This is a genomic window from Bosea sp. 685, from assembly GCF_031884435.1.
Taxonomy (GTDB): domain Bacteria; phylum Pseudomonadota; class Alphaproteobacteria; order Rhizobiales; family Beijerinckiaceae; genus Allobosea.
In genome coordinates this window covers 18,445-35,948 of record NZ_CP134779.1, presented here as the reverse complement: position 1 = coordinate 35,948, position 17,504 = coordinate 18,445, and the positions used below count along the sequence as shown (strand labels likewise).

At 63.7% G+C, this 17,504-nt stretch carries 17 protein-coding genes; 16 read left to right on the top strand and 1 reads right to left on the bottom strand.

All coding sequences use genetic code 11. The features are described 5' to 3' along the window. The first annotated feature begins 7 nt into the window (after nucleotides 1–7). From fliD to RMR04_RS01145, 13 genes are all read left to right on the top strand, one after another. Nucleotides 8–1,750: a flagellar filament capping protein FliD gene (gene fliD, locus RMR04_RS01205; protein ID WP_311912556.1), complete on the top strand. Its 1,743-nt coding sequence runs from the start codon at nucleotides 8–10 to the stop codon at nucleotides 1,748–1,750. Nucleotides 1,751–1,768: 18 nt separating this feature from the next. Beyond that, a complete protein-coding gene (locus RMR04_RS01200; RefSeq protein ID WP_311912555.1) occupies nucleotides 1,769–2,215 on the top strand; it encodes a flagellar export chaperone FliS in 447 nt (148 codons plus the stop codon). A 174-nt stretch (nucleotides 2,216–2,389) separates the two neighbouring features. Then, nucleotides 2,390–2,671 carry a hypothetical protein gene (locus RMR04_RS01195; RefSeq protein ID WP_311912554.1) on the top strand — a complete coding sequence of 94 codons (282 nt, stop codon included), beginning with the start codon at nucleotides 2,390–2,392 and terminating at the stop codon, nucleotides 2,669–2,671. Nucleotides 2,672–3,210: 539 nt separating this feature from the next. Further along, nucleotides 3,211–3,531 (top strand): flagellar hook capping FlgD N-terminal domain-containing protein, encoded by a 321-nt coding sequence (locus tag RMR04_RS01190; RefSeq protein WP_311912553.1) that lies wholly within the window; start codon nucleotides 3,211–3,213, stop codon nucleotides 3,529–3,531. A gap of 35 nt (nucleotides 3,532–3,566) precedes the next feature. Then, nucleotides 3,567–4,829, top strand: a complete 1,263-nt coding sequence (gene flgE / locus RMR04_RS01185; protein ID WP_311912552.1) for a flagellar hook protein FlgE — start codon at nucleotides 3,567–3,569, stop codon at nucleotides 4,827–4,829. After that, nucleotides 4,826–5,143, top strand: coding sequence for a hypothetical protein (locus RMR04_RS01180; RefSeq protein WP_311912551.1), 318 nt, complete (start codon nucleotides 4,826–4,828; stop codon nucleotides 5,141–5,143). The genes flgE and RMR04_RS01180 overlap by 4 nt, the downstream gene beginning before the upstream one ends. Before the next feature lie 23 nt (nucleotides 5,144–5,166). Further along, the gene (locus RMR04_RS01175; protein WP_311912550.1) at nucleotides 5,167–5,631 is read left to right on the top strand and encodes a flagellar protein FlgN; all 465 of its coding nucleotides are present in this window, start codon (nucleotides 5,167–5,169) and stop codon (nucleotides 5,629–5,631) included. A gap of 10 nt (nucleotides 5,632–5,641) precedes the next feature. Further along, complete coding sequence (flgK, locus tag RMR04_RS01170) at nucleotides 5,642–7,384, top strand: flagellar hook-associated protein FlgK (protein WP_311912549.1); 1,743 nt, start codon at nucleotides 5,642–5,644, stop codon at nucleotides 7,382–7,384. A 23-nt stretch (nucleotides 7,385–7,407) separates the two neighbouring features. Continuing rightward, nucleotides 7,408–8,319, top strand: a complete 912-nt coding sequence (locus RMR04_RS01165; protein WP_311912548.1) for a flagellin — start codon at nucleotides 7,408–7,410, stop codon at nucleotides 8,317–8,319. Nucleotides 8,320–8,579: 260 nt separating this feature from the next. Next, nucleotides 8,580–9,335, top strand: coding sequence for an IclR family transcriptional regulator (locus RMR04_RS01160; RefSeq protein ID WP_311912547.1), 756 nt, complete (start codon nucleotides 8,580–8,582; stop codon nucleotides 9,333–9,335). A 198-nt stretch (nucleotides 9,336–9,533) separates the two neighbouring features. Then, nucleotides 9,534–10,763: a hypothetical protein gene (locus RMR04_RS01155; RefSeq protein WP_311912546.1), complete on the top strand. Its 1,230-nt coding sequence runs from the start codon at nucleotides 9,534–9,536 to the stop codon at nucleotides 10,761–10,763. Next, the gene (locus tag RMR04_RS01150) at nucleotides 10,760–11,344 is read left to right on the top strand and encodes a protein-S-isoprenylcysteine O-methyltransferase (protein WP_311912545.1); all 585 of its coding nucleotides are present in this window, start codon (nucleotides 10,760–10,762) and stop codon (nucleotides 11,342–11,344) included. The genes RMR04_RS01155 and RMR04_RS01150 overlap by 4 nt, the downstream gene beginning before the upstream one ends. A 528-nt stretch (nucleotides 11,345–11,872) precedes the next feature. Continuing rightward, nucleotides 11,873–12,568, top strand: coding sequence for a hypothetical protein (locus RMR04_RS01145; RefSeq protein WP_311912544.1), 696 nt, complete (start codon nucleotides 11,873–11,875; stop codon nucleotides 12,566–12,568). A 157-nt stretch (nucleotides 12,569–12,725) separates the two neighbouring features. Here the strand turns inward: RMR04_RS01145 and RMR04_RS01140 are convergent, their stop codons facing one another. Further along, complete coding sequence (locus tag RMR04_RS01140) at nucleotides 12,726–13,220, bottom strand: L,D-transpeptidase (RefSeq protein ID WP_311912543.1); 495 nt, start codon at nucleotides 13,218–13,220, stop codon at nucleotides 12,726–12,728. Between the two features lie 521 nt (nucleotides 13,221–13,741). Here RMR04_RS01140 and RMR04_RS01135 point away from each other — a divergent pair. The 3 genes from RMR04_RS01135 (at nucleotide 13,742) to RMR04_RS01125 (ending at nucleotide 17,306) form a co-directional block, all read left to right on the top strand. Then, a complete protein-coding gene (locus tag RMR04_RS01135; protein ID WP_311912542.1) occupies nucleotides 13,742–14,110 on the top strand; it encodes a hypothetical protein in 369 nt (122 codons plus the stop codon). 87 nt (nucleotides 14,111–14,197) lie between these two features. Next, entirely contained in the window at nucleotides 14,198–15,958 is a 1,761-nt protein-coding gene (locus RMR04_RS01130) for an ABC transporter permease (protein WP_311912541.1), read from the top strand. Between the two features lie 25 nt (nucleotides 15,959–15,983). Continuing rightward, on the top strand, nucleotides 15,984–17,306 hold the full coding sequence (locus RMR04_RS01125) for an ABC transporter ATP-binding protein (RefSeq protein ID WP_311912540.1): 1,323 nt from the start codon (nucleotides 15,984–15,986) through the stop codon (nucleotides 17,304–17,306). Nucleotides 17,307–17,504 lie beyond the last annotated feature (198 nt).

Genomic DNA, 17,504 nt, shown 5'->3' with positions numbered 1-17,504 from the left:
CGATGAGATGGCGTCAGTCAGCAGTACGAGTTCGAGCACATCGGATCTGTTGTCCTCGGCCTATAGCACCGCGACGACATCGAGCTCGGGCAGTACGTCGAGCACCTCCTCCGTCACCGATCCCACCGACATCGACTGGAGCGCGCTGATCGAGGCCTCGGTCCAGGCCAAGCTCAGCAAGGCCGACACGATCGATCTCAAGATCACCGCCAACCAGGCCAAGGTCTCCGCCTATGAGCAGTTGCAGTCCCTGCTCGGCGATCTCTCGGACGCCGCCGATGCGCTGCGCGCCGTCTCCGGAACATCGAACAGCTCCAAGGACGTTTTCCTGGACCGGGCCGCCTATCTCTCCGCCAATGGCGATGTCGATGCTTCCTCCTCGATGTCCGCCACGGTCGAGGACGGGACCGATGTCGGCAGCTACGACATCCAGATTCTGCAGCTCGCCAAGGCCCACAAGATCGCGAGCAGCGTCGTCGCCAGCAGTTCGGAGGATCTCGGCTATTCCGGCGTGATCTCGCTTGGCACGGAAAGCGGCAGCTCGGTCGAATTGACGGTCACCGAGAGCATGTCGCTGGCCGATCTCGCCGAGGCGATCAATGACCAGTCGAGCACCACCGGCGTGCAGGCCACCGTGCTGAAGGTGTCGTCCTCGCAATACCAGCTCATCCTGTCCACGAGCGAGACCGGCGAGACGATCAGCGCGAGCACCGTCTCGGGCGACGACGTGCTCGCCTCGCTCGGCATCACGGACAGCACCGGCGCTCTCGCCAACGTCCTGCAGGAATCGCAGGACGCCATCGTCACGCTCGACGGCATCACCGCCACCCGCTCCACCAACGACATCGACGACCTGCTCGACGGCGTGACGCTGCATCTCTACCAGACCACCCAGAGCGACCCGGATACCGAGAGCGACGTCTCGATCACGATCGAGATCGGCGCCGATGTCAGCTCCGCCAAGACCGCGATCCAGGCACTCGTCGACGCCTATAACGCCTTCCGCGATTTCGTCACGACGCAGCAGACGCTGTCCAGCGACGGCACGGCCTCCGACGACGCCGTGCTGTTCGGCGACGGGACGATGCGCAGCACCACGCTCTCCGTCTACAGCGCACTCACGCGCACCGTCGGCGAGAATTCGATGGCACTCATCGGCCTCTCCTTCGACAGCGACGGCACGCTCGTCCTCGACGAGGACACGCTCGACGACGCGCTTCTGGACGATCTCGACTCAGTCAAGGCGCTGCTCAGCTTCCAGATGGATGCCTCGTCCAGCGACCTGATGCTGCTGGCGCGCGGCACCAATGTGCCCAATCCCTTCACCCTCGATGTGACGGTCGACGCCAGCGGGGCGCTGAGCTCGGCTTCGGTGAACGGCGATTCCTCGCTCTTCACGATCAAAGGCACCCGGATCGTCGGCGCCGCCGGGACCGCCTATGAGGGCTACAGCTTCGTCTATACGGGCTCGACCTCGAAATCGATCGACGTCTCCTTGAGCACCGGCATCGCCGAGCTGCTCTACAACACGTCGAGCGCCGCCTCCGACACCTCGGACGGCACGCTGCAGACGCTGATCGACAATCTCGAGGCGACCGACACGACGCTCCAGACCAAGAGCGATGCGATCCGCTCCGCCGCCGAAACCTACCGGACCAACCTCACCAATCGCTACGCCCGCTACCAGGCCGCGATTTCCGCGGCGGAATCGACGCAGGACTACCTGACTGCGCTTCTCGATCAAGATTAATGAATGGACCCGAGAGACATGAACCAGAATGCAAGCCGAGCCATCGCCACCTACCGGATGGTCGCGGCACAAGTCCATCCGCTCGTCGCCGTCGTGAAGCTTTACGATGAGGCCATCCGCCAGCTCCATCTCGCGGTCCGCGCCATCGAGGCCAGGAAGCACGAGGAGAGCTATATCTGCATCTCCAAATCATCCACGATTCTGCGGGGCTTGTGTCACAATCTGCGCTTCGACAAGGGCGAGGACATCTCCCAGCAGCTGATGAAGGCCTACACCTATAATATCGTGGCGATCCATACAGCGTACGGAAAGCCGGACGCGCCGGCTCGTTACATGAAGATCGTCAAGCATCTCGGTGAATTGCGCGATTCCTGGGCGATCGTCGCCGGCATGAGCCCAAAGCGCGAGGAAACACCCGCGCCACGGCATCAACAGGCTGCCATCCGCCCGGCAAGGGTCGGCTGAACCTCGAAGGCGCCGGGCCGGGCGGCCGCCCAACGACGCACCAGGCCTTCCCGGCTCCATTCGCCGCTCTGCCCGGCCGGGCCGGGCGTGAATTCGCTCGGCGATTTTTGCCTATTTCCCTGATTTGCGAAACAGTTTATCAACAAAGGAGATACGCTCAGAAACGAGACCGCAATGAAAATCGGCGAATTTCAGGACGCGATTGATCGGCATGGCGACGATCTGGCGACCTGGCCGGCCGGGTTGCGGCAACCGGGGCTGGCTTTGCTTCTTGCCTCTCCGGTAGCGCGCGCTGCCCTCGATGAAGCCAGGAACCTGCGCGCCGCGTTCAAGTCGGCCTCTCCCATCAGGGCACCCAAGAGCCTGATCGATCGCATCATCCTGGAAGCTGTCGGCGCGGTTTCGCAGCCGCCGACATCCGCCCCGCAGTCCAATCTGCAAAACCGGCGCTCCTAACAACGCCAAGACAGTCGGCTTCATCTAAGGCCCGGCACGCGGTACGCGCCCTGCCCATCGCAGCGTTCTCACTTGAGTGATGGCTGCGTGACGCGCTGTCGCGCATTGCCCGGCTCGATGCGAGCCATGAACAGCACCCCGAAATAATGGGCGGGATGTTTCGGCGCCGCGGCTTTCTGGCGCGACTTACTTGTAAAAACTTGTTTCCCGCGGAAGCGCGAAAGCAAGAGCGCTCCCGCCCCGCCGCGGCCCCTCCCAGCGCATCCGCCTGATCGGCCGGCACGGGAGCCGGTGCCTCCTCGCCGCGCCCGGCACGGCCAAATCTTACTCAGAAGCTAATAAATAGAGTTAATACTTGATTAACCGAGATCAAAGCGACCGCCGCTCGCGCGAATTGCGATGCCGCCAATAAACTGCGCCTGAAAACCCTCCCCCGCCCGTATCAATACTGAAGGCGGCTCAGACCGCGCTTCCATAGGCCAGATCGCAACACAGGCTTCCCGGACAGCACCCGTCCGGGCTGTCGATGGAGGTTTGTCATGAGCGTCAGCTCAGTTTCGTCGGCTGCATCAACAGCGTCGACCACGTCGACGAGTTCATCCTCATCGTCTTCCGCGCTCACGGAAACGGATTTCATGCAGTTGATCGTCAGTCAGCTGCAGAACCAGGATCCGTCGAATCCGACAAGCGCCAGCGATATGAACTCGCAAATGATGTCCTACGCCAGCTACAGCCAGCAAGTCGCGATGAACGACACGCTGTCTTCGCTATCGGAATCGATGACAACCTTGTCGTCTACAGTTTCCGATCTCTATTCGAGCGTCAATACGATCGCGTCTCAGCTCAACATCTCGGCCTGATTCTATCCAACCTGAAATAGAGTTGAGTAACCGCCATGAGTCTCACCGGCGCATTGAATTCGGCTGTCTCGGCCCTGTCGGCGCAAAGCGCGGCCCTGGCCATGGTCAGCCAAAACCTCGCCAATTCCAGCACATATGGCTACAAGACGACGACCGCGAGTTTCGAAAGCCTGATCGCGGATTCCTCGTCATCCGCTTATTCCGCCGGCGGAGTCGCCGCCTCGGGCGTGTCCAACATCGCCGCCCAGGGCTCGCTGACCGCTTCGGCGACAGCCACCAACATGGCGATTGAAGGCAACGGCTTCTTCGTCGTCGGTTCGAGCGCGACCAATGGCGACATCTACTATACGCGCAATGGCGAGTTCACGATCGACAAGAACGGCTACCTTGCAAGCAACGGCTATTACCTGCAGGGCTGGCCGACCGACGCCGACGGCAATGTCACCGGCTCCACCAGTTCCAGCGCGCTGAAAACCATCGACACCACCTCGGTCTCGAGCATCGCCGCGGCAACGACCAGCCTCTCGCTGCAAGCCAATCTGCCGGCGGATGCCGCAATCGGCGACAGCTTCGAGAGCGATGTCGAGATCTTCGATTCGCTGGGAACGGCGGCGAAGACGACAGTCACCTGGACGAAGACGGCCGAAAACACGTGGTCCGCCGCTTTCTCTGATGTGACGGATTCGAGCGGCAGCGCCACGCTCGCAACCTCCGCGGCCAGCAACACGATCGGCATCAGCTTCAACAGCGACGGCACGCTGGCCAGCACCACGCCCAGCCCGCCGACGCTCTCCTTCACCGGCTGGACGACCGGCGCCGCCGCCAGCACGATCGCGCTCGACATGGGCACCGCCAACAGCTCGAGCGGCCTCAGCCAGCTCTCGTCCGGGGACGACACGCTCAGCGTCTCCCTCGAATATGACCAGGACGGCATCAGCTATGGCACGCTGACCGGCATCGAGATCGGCGACGACGGCACCGTCTACGCCAATTACGACAATGATCAGCGCCGCGCGATCTACAAGGTGGCGGTGGCGACCTTCAGCAATGCCAACGGCCTGACCTCGATGAGCAGCGGCGTCTATGCCGCGAACTCCGTCTCGGGCGCCAGTTCGATGCATATCGCGGGAACCGCCGGAGCCGGCACGATCTCGGGCGGGATGCTGGAGACCAGCACCACCGACACGAGCCAGGAATTCAGCAACATGATGGCGGCCCAGCAGGCTTATTCGTCCGCGGCACAGATCATGTCCACGGTCAGCAGCATGTATGACACGCTGCTGAGTGCGATCCGATGAAACGGGCACGGGTTGCGCGCGCGGCGCAGCCGGACCCGCTGGCGGAGGACCCGCTGCTCGCCCGCCTGGCGCGCATCGACAAGGAAGCGAAAGGCCATATCGAGGCCAAGCAACGCAGCGCCGGGCGCATCCCGCCGCGGCAGCGCAACGAAGTCCTCGTCACGCTCGCCGATCTCGATCTCGTCCTGGAAGCGCTACGCGGCGCCCGTGACGAGATGAGCATCGCTCTCGACAAACGCCTCAATACGCATCGCGCCATGACCGCCTATCAGCGCGCCGATGAGCTCTCCATGACGCCGCAGAAGCGATCATGACCGAACCGAAGGATAACCGATCCATGGCTGACGCACCCGCGCCCGGCAACCCGCGCCAATCGGCGAATGCCGCCGCCGCTGCCGTGATTGCGCTCGTCGAAGAGCTGATCCTCGTCATCGACGAGGAAAATCGCCATCTCGCCACCGGCGCGCCGGCATCCACCTCCCATCTCGTTCAGCGCAAGCGCGAGCTGGCGGAAAAATTCACCCATTGGGTCGCCGGCGTTCGCCGCCGGGATATCGACTTCCATGACGCCGACGCAGCCGTGCACAGGCGCCTGGTCGAAAGCAGCAAGACCCTGCGCAAGCACATGAACGACAATGTCGACAGTTTGCGCTCGTCGATCGCGGCAACGCGACGTCGCGTCGATGCGATCATGCGCGCGATCCGCGAGCAGGCAGCCCCGGCGCCGAACCAGTATGGCGCGAATGCCCGCCTGGCGGCCGCGCGCGCGCCGTCTCCGGCAGGCTCGGGCCGCTATCTCTAGAGGGTAAGCCATGTCGTTCACAGCCATCCGCAGCATCGCCTATAGCTCGCTGGCGACCACGCAGCTGCAGATGGCGCTGACCTCCTCGAATGTCGCCAATGCCGACACGGAGGGCTATTCGCGCAAGGTCGCGGTCCAGACCTCCGCCTCCACGGGCACCGTCGGATCCGGGGTCTCGGTCACAGCCATCAGGAGCAATGTCGACAAGTACCTGCTGAAGGATCTCGTGGCCGCGACGAGCACGCTGGGCGCCGCGACCTCGACCGACAGCTTTGCGAGCAAGCTGCAGAACCTGCTCGGCTCGACAACCGGCAGCGACAGCGGCGGGACCTCGCTCGCCAACAGCATCGCCAATCTCGAAACGGCGCTGTCCTCGCTCGCCGGTACGCCGGAGAGCCAGACGCTGCAGGCGCAGGTCGTCGATGCGCTCGATACGCTCGCGAGCCAGCTGCGCGAGACCTCCGCCGGCATCCAGGGCCTGCGCGCCGATGCCGATGACGGGATCGAGGACTCCGTCGACAGCATCAACGCATCCCTGAACAGCATCGCAACCCTGAACAGCCAGATCGCGGCAGCCCAGGCGCGGGGCGATGCCACGGGCGATCTGGAGGACCAGCGCAATACGGCGCTGCAGACCCTCTCCGGGCAGATGGACGTCAAATATTATGTGACGTCCGACAACCAGATGCGGATTTCCACATCCACCGGCACGACCCTGCTCGACAGCAATGTCCACGAACTCTCCTATTCCAGCGCCGCGGCCGTCACCAGCGCGACGGTGTTCGACGGCATCACCGTCGACGGCCGGGGCATCACCGCCGAGATCAGCTCGGGCACGGTCGGGGCGCTGATCGCGCAGCGCGATACGGAGCTCCCGGCGGCCCAGGCCGAACTCGACGCGCTGGCGACAGGGCTGATCGAGACGCTCAACAGCATCCACAATGCCGGCAGCTCATCGCCGCCGCCCACGACGCTGACCGGCACCACCACGGTTTCCGCCAGCGACGCCTTGTCCGGCAGCGGCACCGTCCGTTTCGCCGTCACCGACGCGGATGGTGCGCTCGTCAGCTATCAGGACCTCGACCTCTCCGCCTACACGACCGTCGGCGATCTCGCCTCGGCGATCGACGCGATCGACGGCCTCTCGGCCTCGGTCAACAGCGCCGGCAAGCTCGTCGTCACGGCCGATGCTTCGGATACGGGCGTCGCGGTGGTGGACATCGACAGCGCCATCGGCAGCGACGACCAGGGCCTTTCCGACTATTTCGGCCTGAACGACCTGCTGACTGGCAGCAGCGCAGCGACGATCTCGGTGCGCTCCGACCTGCTCGCGACGCCCGGCCTGCTCGCCACCTCGGCCTTGTCGACGGCTGCCACGCTGACGGTCGGGGCCAGCGTCGTCAGCGTCGGCGAGAGCAGCGTCACTGAGGCGATGAACGACGCCTTGAGCGGCAATCACAGCTTTGCCGCCGCCGGCAAGCTCAAGGCGAGCACGACATCCTTCGCCGATTATGCGACCAGCATCGTCTCGACCATCGCCACAACCGCCTCGAGCGCCTCGACCGCCCTCGACAATGGCACCTCCGCCCGCCAGTCGCTCGCGGATTCGCTGTCCTCGCAATCGGGCGTGAACCTGGACGAGGAAACCGCGCGGTTGTCGGAACTCCAGCAGCAATACGCGATGGCGGGCCAGCTCCTCGAGGCCCTCAACAACATGTTCGACACGCTGCTCCAGGCCGTGCAGTCGAGCTGACAAGCCAAGCGGAGCTAGGGACAATGGTCACGCGCATCGCGACCTTCGCCTTGAACGACAGGATGCTTGCCGCCTCGCTGCGCACCCAGGCGAAGATGGGCGAGGTCCAGGTGCAGGAAGCCTCGGGCTCCGTGTCGGCGGACTATGGCGGGCTCGGCGGCTCGGCGAAGACTCTCGTCAGCCTCGAGGTCTCGCTCGCCCGCTCCAAGGCCTATGCCAGTGCCGCTGACGAAGCGGGCAACCGCGTCGATGTCATGTACGACGCACTCAATTCGATGACCGACATGCTGTCGAGCTTCAGGGCGAGCCTGTCCGGCGCCATCAGCTCCAGCGCGACCGATGCCTCGGACACCTCCTTGATCAGCACGGCGCAGAGCTATCTCACGGAGTTCGCCTCGCTGCTCAATACGCAGTTCGAAGGCCGCTATCTGTTCGCCGGCAGCGACACCACGCAACCGGCGGTCGATCTCACCACTTACGCCGCCACCGACGTCGATACCGCCGATACGTCCTATTATCAGGGCAACGCGACGACGACCTCCGTGCGGGTCTCCTCCGAACGCACGGTGAACTATGGCGTGACCGGCGATAATACCGCCTTCGAGCAGGCGCTGCGTGCCCTCAGCGCCGTGGCGAATGCCGCAACCACGCCGGATTCGGACACCTTGCAGGCCATATCCGACCTCGTCGTCTCCGCCGTCGATGCGGTCGCGGCCGTACAAGGGCGGCTCTCGGTCAATGCCGCGACGCTCGAACGCGCTTCGGCGACGCAGACCGATTACCAGGACTTCACCTCCGGGCTGATCAGCAACGTAAGGGATGTCGACATCACCGCGGTCGCCGCCCAGCTCTCGTCTTACGAGACCCAGCTGCAGGCATCCTATGCCGCATTGGCCAAGATCCAGTCGCTCAACCTGCTCGATTATCTGAAGTGAACGAAGGGCCGATACCGTGCCGAGGCCAGGCTTCTTAAGCCGCCGCCCGAGCGCTCCAGGCATTCTGAACGACGCAACGCCTGGAGCCGCCAGCGGGCCGGCAACCCCGGGGCTCCCACTTGCTCTTCACTCTCGCTTCGGGCAGGTTTCACAGTGTTGCCGCCGTAAGTTCCAAGCGAGAATTCACCCAAGCCCGAGTACGGAGATTGCGTCCCCAGATTTGGAATGCCGTGGCATTTTGAGAGTTCGTAACCCGACCGATGGACACGACACTTCAAAAAGGCCTGATGATTCTTGAAGCCTTGGCCAAGAGCGCTCAGCCGAGGAGCGTCGAAGATTTGGCGATGCAGACGGAATTGAACGAGAGCAACGTTCAAAGCGCGCTCGAAGCCTTCGAATTTGCCGGATATCTCGCGCGTGAGCCGGCCACCGGGCGCTATGGGCTGTCCTTGAAATTATGGGGTTTGGGGGTCGGCCTGCTGTCCCGGCTCGACCTCAAGCGGGAGGCGCAGCGCCACCTCTCGGAGCTCGCCCTGCGGACCCGCGAAACCGTGCATCTCTCCGTCCTGACCGGAGCGGACGTGATCTATATCGACAAGATCGATAGCCCCGAGCTTCTCCACGCCAGTTCGGAGATCGGCGGCAAGGCCCCTGCCCATGCGGTTGCGATCGGGAAGGCGATTCTGGCGTTTCAACCCGCGCATATCATCGAAGGGATCGGGCGGAATCTCGCCATCTTCACGCCGAAGACCGTCAACAGCCTCGAGGCTCTCCAGCACGAACTGTCGACGATCCGTTCGCAGGGCTATGCCATCAATCTCGGGGAATGGCGTGGCGCCGTCTATGGGCTGGCCGCGCCGATCAGGCGCGCCGATGGCGTGGTCGAGGCCGCCGTTGGAATCTCGGGGCCGTCGACCCGCCTGACCTCGGAAATGATTGCTTTGGCTGCCGAACAGGTTGTCGAAGCCGCCGACGACATATCGCGGGGGCTCGGCTATCGGGGAAGCCGAGGATAATCGCTTCCTGCCCCCGAAACCCGCCCGTCAGCGCGCTGCTTTCACGCCTCCTCGCGACCAGAACTGCGTTCCCAGATCACCTCGCCTGGACCGTCCACATGCGCTTACCCGCTTGACGGGGGCTTGCTGGTGCAAGCACAGGCTATCCAGTAACAAAAAGCCGGGACGGGAAACGCATTGGCGACGGGACAGCCGGGGATGACGGAGGCGAAGGTCTTCAAGCGCCGAGTCTATCATATTGGAGGGTATGACCATGCCCGCCCGGAGGTTGTGCATGGCCGGTTCGTCAGGGAGCTGCGGCGCTTCGAGCGGGTCTGGGCGGCGTCCGCCACGGCGTCCGAACCCGCCATCGGCGAGGATCTGGCGACCTGGCAGGTGCAGACGAGCGGCGCCAATTGGCAAAGCGAGACGACATTCCGCATGGTCCGCTGGGACGATGTGATCGCGACGACGGGCGCCGCTCCGATGTGGCGGCGCCTTCCCGGCGGGCTGTTGTCGTTTTTCGACTTCATCCTGGCTGGAGCGTTCTGGGGATATCTGCGCACGAGCTGGCGCTATGCGATGTTCTTTCTCTATCCCTTCCTGATCCTGGCGGTCGTGACCTTGCTCGCTTTGGCCGGAGGGCTGGCGCTGATGCGCTCGACCGGCTCCGGCCTGATCGGAATCGGAGCCGGCATTGGCGTTTTCCTGCTTCTGTTTCATGCAGCGCAGCGCTGGCTCTATCTCGGACTGCTCCTTGACGATTGGATTTTCTCGCGCCGCTACATCCGCCATGGCGATGCTGTTCTCGACGATCGCTTGCAGCGCGTGGCCGCCGACATCGTCCAGGCGGCGCAAGATGATACGGTCGATGAAATCCTCATCATCGGGCACAGCCTCGGAGCCGTGCTTGCCATCGATCTGATCGATCGCGCGATCACCGCCGGGTTGGCGCGGCAGGATGGTGGCCCTCGCATCGCGTTTCTCTCCGCCGGCTCCTCGGTGCTCAAGATCGGGCTGCATCGCGGAGCAAGCCGGCTGCGCGCCGCCGTTGCGCGCTTGAGCGCCGTCCCCGCACTGTTCTGGGCCGACTACCAGGCGCGTTCGGACGTGATGAACTTCTATCGCAGCGATCCGCTTACACTGATGGGCCTCGCCAAGACGGACTCGCCGCTCATCCGCAGCGTCAGCATCAGGCGCATGCTCGACCCGGCGCGCTACCCCCGCATCCGCCGGAACTGGTATCGGATGCATTGCCAGTTCGTCAGGGGCAACGACCAGCGCGCGCCATACGACTATTTCATGTTCACCTGCGGGCCGCTCGATGCGGAACAGCAAGCACGATTGAAGGACGGCGCCATGCACGCATTCGATACTGAAGGCAGAGTTCTCGCCCCAGCCCCGTCGATTCAGGCTAGCGCAAATCCGATAGAGGCCCCCCAGCAATGACCCTGACCATCGCGAAGGCGATCTACGTCCTGCTTGCCGTCGGCTGGTATGTCATCCGGATTCCGCATGAACGGCGCTCGCGGCGCACGCCGATCTCCCGCAGCGCCCGTGGAATGCGGGAGATCGTGTTGCTGACGATCTCGTTCAGCGGGCTTGGGCTCCTGCCCTTCATCTATGTCGCAATCGGGTTTCCGCGCTTTGCGAATTATCAGTTCCAGCCGGTGCTGGCCTGGATCGGCGCCGTCGTCGCGGTTGCGTCCCTGGTCCTGTTCCATCTCACGCACCGCGCGCTGGGCCGCAACTGGTCGGTCTCTCTGGATCTGCGCGAGAGCCACCGCCTCGTGACCGGCGGCGTGTACCGCTATGTCCGGCATCCCATGTATTCGGCCTTCTGGCTCTGGGCGATCGCGCAAGCCTTGCTGCTGCCTAACCTTATCGCCGGCCTGTCGGGCCTAGTCGGTTTCGGCGTTCTGTATTCCCTTCGCGTTGCACAAGAGGAACGCCTGATGCTCGACGCCTTCGGAGCGGAATACGCTGATTACATGGCGCGCACGGGCCGCGTCGTGCCGAGAATCAGCTAGGGAACATAAACGCTCTCGCCACGTTATGGAGCGTATGCAGCCATCGCTGCAGGGTAGCCTGTTAAGCCACATCGGAAACCATAAATTTGAGCACTTTAGTCCCATACGGCTTAGGTGATTGAAAACGCACGCGATATCTGGAATACTCTGTCGCGTGCCTCATGACCGGCGTTCGGCACGGAAATTGGGTATGGTGTTGCGCATCCGCACTAGTAGTCGAACTTCTATCATCCATAGTTAGACTGTTCTCAACGAGGGCGAATCAATGAAAAAGCTTCTGGTGTTGACCGTGTCTGTTGCTCTGATGGGCGTCGGAGGATGTGCAACCATTGGCAAGGGCAAAGGCAAAGCCCCCCCGCCATCTTCTGCACCGATTGTGACGAAGGGCTAGTTCCAGCTCAATAGAAAACGGCCGGTCCAACCGGCCGTTTTCTTACTCTGGATTTGAGATGACTCCGGTCATTCGATGATACGGCGACGGCGATCGCTGTGCCGATATACGTTCCTCGCGAAAGCAGGAGTTATGCGGTGTGGGTTGAGCTGAATCAACGAGCGCGCTCTTGGGCTTATATAGCCTGCGCTGCAGGCGTGTTCTGCGGCTTCGGGCCGCTCCCGACCCAAGCGCAGGATCGCTACGCGCCCCCTGACGACAATCAGATAACCGCCACGCAGGACACTCCGGCCGTCCGCGGGACCCGGCATCGCGCCTCGCGACGGGAAGCGAGCCAGAGGACCGACCAATATTACGTGGAATTCCGGTCGCGCTACGCTCTCAGCTATGGCCACACCTTTCTCGTCTATGGCCGGCTGAACGCCAAAGGCGAGATCGGCCAGGTCACGGCCGATCAGGTCGCCGGACTACATCCGGCAGGCGAAGGCCCACAGCTTTGGACCGTCGGGCATGTTTTGCCTGTTCCGTCCGAAACTGGCCCTAGCGACGGCGATATGGAAGACCAATACATCTCGGCGCGCTTCAGGGTTCCCCTGAATGAGGCGCAATACCGCCGCGTGGCTGCCTATATCAGGAACAAGCAGAAAAACTCTCCAGCCTGGCATGCAGTGCTCTATAACTGCAACAGATGGGTCGGCGAGGTCGCGACGTTCATGGGACTGCAAGCGCCCAACAACAGCCTGCTCTATCCGGCCGACTACATCGCCAGCCTGCGGTCTCTCAATAGCGCCAAGGTCACGGACTCGGCCTATTCCGCCCACCGCGTTCAATAGCCAAGAACGCTTCCGGTCTTCGCGCGCTGCCATGACTTGGCAGCGCGTAAGCTTGCTTAAAGTAACGATCCAACTGGATCGTTGCTCCAGGCACTTCGTTCTAACGTGTTTTCTTCACGCGAACCGGTGTCCGCTTCGCTCGAGAACACTCTAGCGATCAGCGCAGGACCAGGACTGGGGTTCCGACCGAGACGCGTTCGAACAGATCGACGATGTCGTCGTTGAACATCCGAAAGCAGCCATAGGACGCAAAGGTGCCGATCGAATCCGGCCGATTGGTGCCATGGATCGCATATTGTCCGCCGCCGGACAGCGTCAGCGCACGTGCGCCCATCGGGTTTCGCGGCGAGCCCCCCGGGATGACATCGGGCAGCTTGGGGTTGTCGCGCTTGATCTCATCGGGCGGCGACCAGGCGGGCTCGACATGCTTGCCCTCGACCAGCACCTCGCCAAGCCATTGCTTGGAGACCTTCCCGACCGCGACCTGGTACCGGATGGCCGTGCCATCGCCCTGCACCAAATACAAGCGCCGTTCCTTGGTCTTGATGACGATCGCGCCCGGGGCCGCCTCGCCCTTATAGGCAACGATTTCACGTGCACCGGCCGGCATGGCAACCGCCAAGGCGAGCAATACGATACTTGTCCGCAGCATCACTTGTGAGCCCCAGTCATTGTCGAGCAGTAAGATTACCATAACTCAGTAACCCATGGATACCTAACCGGAAATTGGCCGCCCAAGGGGCTGGCAGCGCCAAGGCACCATCCCCTGTATCGCCGATCCGGAGCCGCAGTGCGCTCGAATATCCCGGGCTGGAATAGTCGAGATCCCAGGGCTTTGGAGCGTCGGTTGCCCAGATCCGATCCCTCGCGGCGCCGCCGGCTCGGTCTGGGCTGCGAGGACCTGCCGGACCCGCCGCCTATACCATCGTATATTTCACGAACCCATGGTTCGATTGACCGGAGATGCCGCGGCGAGCACAGAGGGCATGTCTTCACCGCGCTCGCGGTTCGAAGAGACTTAACAACAACTGGTCCAGCCCTTCACCGGGGATGAAGACCCAAGCGATCGATCGACCATGGCTTCCGGCCGTGGGCGAGAGGTCATGCCGTCAGCATGGATCGTGCGCGATGCCGGCCTGTGGGCGGGCGCCAGGCGATCCGAGGAGGTGAACCATGAGCAACATCATTCGCTTCCGCGGCCGGACGGCCCTTTCCAACCAAGGCCGAACCGACGGCATCGGCTTCAGCAAGGGCGCCTGCGCGATCCTTCGCCTGCATCCCGCACGGCGTCCGGTACCGGTCGCGATATGGTGTCTCAACGCTGCCGGTCGCCTGGAGTGCCGCTGGTCCAGCCAGGGGAGCGCTTCTCTCGACGAGGCCCGACCTGGAGCGTTTTCGAGCGAAGTGAACACCGGTTCCCTCGCGACAAAAGCGAAGCGTTTGCGCGGAGAAAACGCGTCAAAACAAAGGGCTAGAGCTATTGGACGATCCAATTGGATCGGAAGCTGCTCTAGCGACGACTGGAACGGCCGGGTGGCTTGAACCGCCTGGTCGAGCCGACAGCCCCCTTGCATGCGAGATCGCGGCGACAAGGTCGCCCCGACCGGCAACAGAAGCCCGAGGTGACCCATGGTGTTTCCCACAAATGACCGGGGCGGCCACAGCGCGCTGGCCGCACTCACCCGCAATCGCATCCTGCCCAATATCTACGATCTGGCCGCCTTCTCGCTGCTCGCGGCGGTCGCCGTGCTGGCATTCCATGGCGCCGCGGGAATGCGCTCGCCGCTGGAGGGCCTTGCCACCGCCCCGGTCGCACTCGATCCGATCCTGCTGCCGGAATACGCGCTGCGCACGACACTCAGGATGTTTGCGGCGATCATCGCCTCGCTGGTCTTCACCTTCGTCGTCGCGACGCTCGCCGCCAAGAGCCGGCGCGCCGAGATGATCATCATTCCCGCGCTCGACATCCTGCAATCGGTGCCGGTGCTCGGCTTCCTGACCTTTACCGTCACCTTCTTCATGGGCCTGTTCCCGGGCAGCCAGCTCGGGGCGGAATGCGCCGCGATCTTTGCGATCTTCACCAGCCAGGCCTGGAACATGGCCTTTTCCTTCTACCAGTCGCTCAAGACCGTGCCGCGCGACCTCGACGAAGTCAGCCGCGGCTTTGGCCTCTCGTCCTGGCAGCGCTTCTGGCGGCTGGAAGCGCCTTTTGCTGCGCCGGGCCTGGTCTGGAACACGATGATGTCGATGTCGGGCGGCTGGTTCTTCGTGGTCGCCTCCGAGGCGATCACGGTGGGCGACACAACCGTCCAATTGCCGGGGCTGGGCTCCTGGCTCGCACTCGCCATCAAGGAGCAGGACTTCGCCGCCATCGCCTGGGCGGTGCTGGCGATGGCGATCGTGATCGGCCTGTACGACCAGCTCCTGTTCCGTCCCATCGTCGCCTGGGCCGACAAATTCCGCTTCGAGCAGACGGCCGGCCAGCTGAAGCCGCGCTCCTGGGTCTATGGGCTGATCCGGCGCACGCGTCTGCTCAAATATCTCTCGGCCCCATTCGCCTGGCTCTGGAACCGGCTCCTGCTGGTGCGGCTGCCGCACACGCGCCGCGCCGCACGAGTGCCGGGGCGAGATGCACAGGCGACCACGCGGGCCATCGACTATGCCTGGCTCGGCCTGATCGTCGCCATCGGCGCCTGGAGTGCCTGGATGGCCGTGTCCTATGTCGGCCAGAGCTTGTCACTGTCCGATGTCTGGGACCCTTTGGGCCGCGGCCTCGTCACTCTGCTCAGGGTCATCGTGCTCATCGCGGTGGCCAGCCTGATCTGGGTGCCGCTGGGCGTCTGGATCGGCCTGCGGCCGGCCGTGGCCGAGCGCGTCCAGCCGATCGCGCAGTTCCTGGCGGCCTTTCCCGCCAATGTGCTGTTTCCCTTCGCGGTCGTCGCCATCGTCGCGACCGGCGCGAACCCCGACATCTGGCTCTCGCCGCTGATGGTGCTGGGCACGCAATGGTACATCCTGTTCAACGTGATCGCCGGGGCGAGCGCCTTCCCGACCGATCTGCGCGAGGTCTCCTCGATCTATCAGCTGCGCTCCTGGACATGGTGGCGCCGTGTCATGCTGCCGGGAATCTTCCCCTATTACGTCACCGGAGCGCTGACGGCATCGGGCGGCTCGTGGAACGCCAGCATCGTCGCCGAGGTCGTGAGCTGGGGTAACACCAAGCTCGAGGCCTATGGGCTCGGCTCCTACATCGCCAAGGCGACCGAAGCGGGCGATTTCCCCCGCGTCGTCCTGGGCATCGCCGTGATGTCGCTCTTCGTCACCCTGTTCAACCGCACGCTCTGGCGCCCGCTCTACGTCTTCGCAGAACGCCGCCTGCGTCTCGACTGACCCCTTCCGCTGGAGGAAACGCACCATGGACGCGACCGTCATCACCCGGACTGCCAGGACCGCGCCGCTCGTCAGCGCTGCCCAGGTCTGCCAGACCTACGACAAGGGCGCATCGGGCTCGCTCATCGTGCTCGACAAGGTCGATGTCGAGCTCAGGCCCGCCGAGATCGTCGGCCTGCTCGGCCGCTCCGGATCGGGCAAGTCGACCCTCCTTCGCGCCATCGCCGGCCTGATCGCGCCGAGCAGCGGCACCGTCACCTTTCAGGGCGAACCGGTAACCGGACCGACCTCGGGCGTCGCCGTGGTCTTCCAGAGTTTCGCACTCTTCCCCTGGCTGACCGTGCTGGAAAATGTCGAGCTCGGGCTGGAGGCGCAGGGCGTGGTCCCGGCCGAGCGGCGCAAGCGTGCGCTCGCGGCGATCGACCTGATCGGCCTCGACGGCTTCGAGAGCGCCTATCCGAAGGAGCTTTCGGGCGGCATGCGCCAGCGCGTCGGGCTGGCGCGCGCACTCGTCGTCCATCCCAAGGTGCTGCTGATGGACGAGCCGTTCTCGGCGCTCGACGTGCTCACGGCGGAGACTTTGCGCACCGACCTGCTCGACCTCTGGTGCGAGGGGCGGATGCCGATCGAGGCCATTCTGATGGTGACCCACAACATCGAGGAGGCGGTGCTGATGTGCGACCGCATCCTGATCTTCGGCTCCAACCCCGGGCGGGTGATCGCCGAGATCAAGGTCGACATGCCCCAGCCCCGCAACCGGCTCGACCCGACCTTCCGCATGCTGGTCGAGGACATCTATGCCCGCATGACCGCCAGGTCGGGCGCACCGGTACGCGAGGGCCTTTTCCCCGGCACCGGCATCTCCATGTCGCTGCCGCGCGTCTCGACCAATCTGATGGCCGGCATGATCGAAGCGATTGCGGCCGATCCCTACAAGGGCGAGGCCGACCTGCCGCCGCTTGCTGCCGAGCTGCATCTTGAGATCGATGATCTCTTCCCGGTGGCGGAAACGCTCCAGCTCCTGCGCTTCGCCGATCTGGAGGGCGGCGACATCAAGCTCACGGCGCCTGGCCTGCGTTTCGCCGACAGCAACGTCGACGAGCGCAAGCGTCTCTTCTCGCAGCATCTGGCGATCTATGTGCCGCTCGCAGCCCATATCCGCCGCGTGCTCGACGAACGGCCGAGCCATCGCGCCCCGGCGCGGCGCTTCCGCGACGAGCTTGAGGATCACATGTCGGAAGACTACGCCGCCATGACCCTGAAGGCGGTCACGAACTGGGCGCGCTACGCCGAGTACTTCGCCTATGACGAGCAGGCCGACCTGTTCACGCTCGACGACCCCGACTGAACCCGGCGGGACGCGACGGTCGCACCCCGCCGGGCATCAGCTAGAGCGTTTTCGAGCGAAGCGGATACCGGTTCCCTCGCGACAAACGCGAAGCGTTTGCGTGAAGAAAACGCGTTAAAACAAGGATCTAGAGCAGTTTCCGGTCCATTCGGATCGGAAACTGCTCTAAGTATCGATCGAAGACGGCTTCGCCGGGCG

What these genes read in the sequence shown, in the direction of transcription:
- RMR04_RS01150 (WP_311912545.1), top strand. Translation starts at nt 10,760, where the DNA reads ATGACCCTGACCATCGCGAAGGCGATCTACGTCCTGCTTGCCGTCGGC.
- flgE (WP_311912552.1), top strand. Translation starts at nt 3,567, where the DNA reads ATGAGTCTCACCGGCGCATTGAATTCGGCTGTCTCGGCCCTGTCGGCG.
- fliD (WP_311912556.1), top strand. Translation starts at nt 8, where the DNA reads ATGGCGTCAGTCAGCAGTACGAGTTCGAGCACATCGGATCTGTTGTCC.
- RMR04_RS01180 (WP_311912551.1), top strand. Translation starts at nt 4,826, where the DNA reads ATGAAACGGGCACGGGTTGCGCGCGCGGCGCAGCCGGACCCGCTGGCG.
- RMR04_RS01165 (WP_311912548.1), top strand. Translation starts at nt 7,408, where the DNA reads ATGGTCACGCGCATCGCGACCTTCGCCTTGAACGACAGGATGCTTGCC.
- RMR04_RS01195 (WP_311912554.1), top strand. Translation starts at nt 2,390, where the DNA reads ATGAAAATCGGCGAATTTCAGGACGCGATTGATCGGCATGGCGACGAT.
- flgK (WP_311912549.1), top strand. Translation starts at nt 5,642, where the DNA reads ATGTCGTTCACAGCCATCCGCAGCATCGCCTATAGCTCGCTGGCGACC.
- RMR04_RS01135 (WP_311912542.1), top strand. Translation starts at nt 13,742, where the DNA reads ATGAGCAACATCATTCGCTTCCGCGGCCGGACGGCCCTTTCCAACCAA.
- RMR04_RS01130 (WP_311912541.1), top strand. Translation starts at nt 14,198, where the DNA reads ATGGTGTTTCCCACAAATGACCGGGGCGGCCACAGCGCGCTGGCCGCA.
- RMR04_RS01140 (WP_311912543.1), bottom strand. Translation starts at nt 13,220, where the DNA reads ATGCTGCGGACAAGTATCGTATTGCTCGCCTTGGCGGTTGCCATGCCG.
- RMR04_RS01125 (WP_311912540.1), top strand. Translation starts at nt 15,984, where the DNA reads ATGGACGCGACCGTCATCACCCGGACTGCCAGGACCGCGCCGCTCGTC.
- RMR04_RS01190 (WP_311912553.1), top strand. Translation starts at nt 3,211, where the DNA reads ATGAGCGTCAGCTCAGTTTCGTCGGCTGCATCAACAGCGTCGACCACG.
- RMR04_RS01155 (WP_311912546.1), top strand. Translation starts at nt 9,534, where the DNA reads ATGACGGAGGCGAAGGTCTTCAAGCGCCGAGTCTATCATATTGGAGGG.
- RMR04_RS01160 (WP_311912547.1), top strand. Translation starts at nt 8,580, where the DNA reads ATGGACACGACACTTCAAAAAGGCCTGATGATTCTTGAAGCCTTGGCC.
- RMR04_RS01175 (WP_311912550.1), top strand. Translation starts at nt 5,167, where the DNA reads ATGGCTGACGCACCCGCGCCCGGCAACCCGCGCCAATCGGCGAATGCC.
- RMR04_RS01200 (WP_311912555.1), top strand. Translation starts at nt 1,769, where the DNA reads ATGAACCAGAATGCAAGCCGAGCCATCGCCACCTACCGGATGGTCGCG.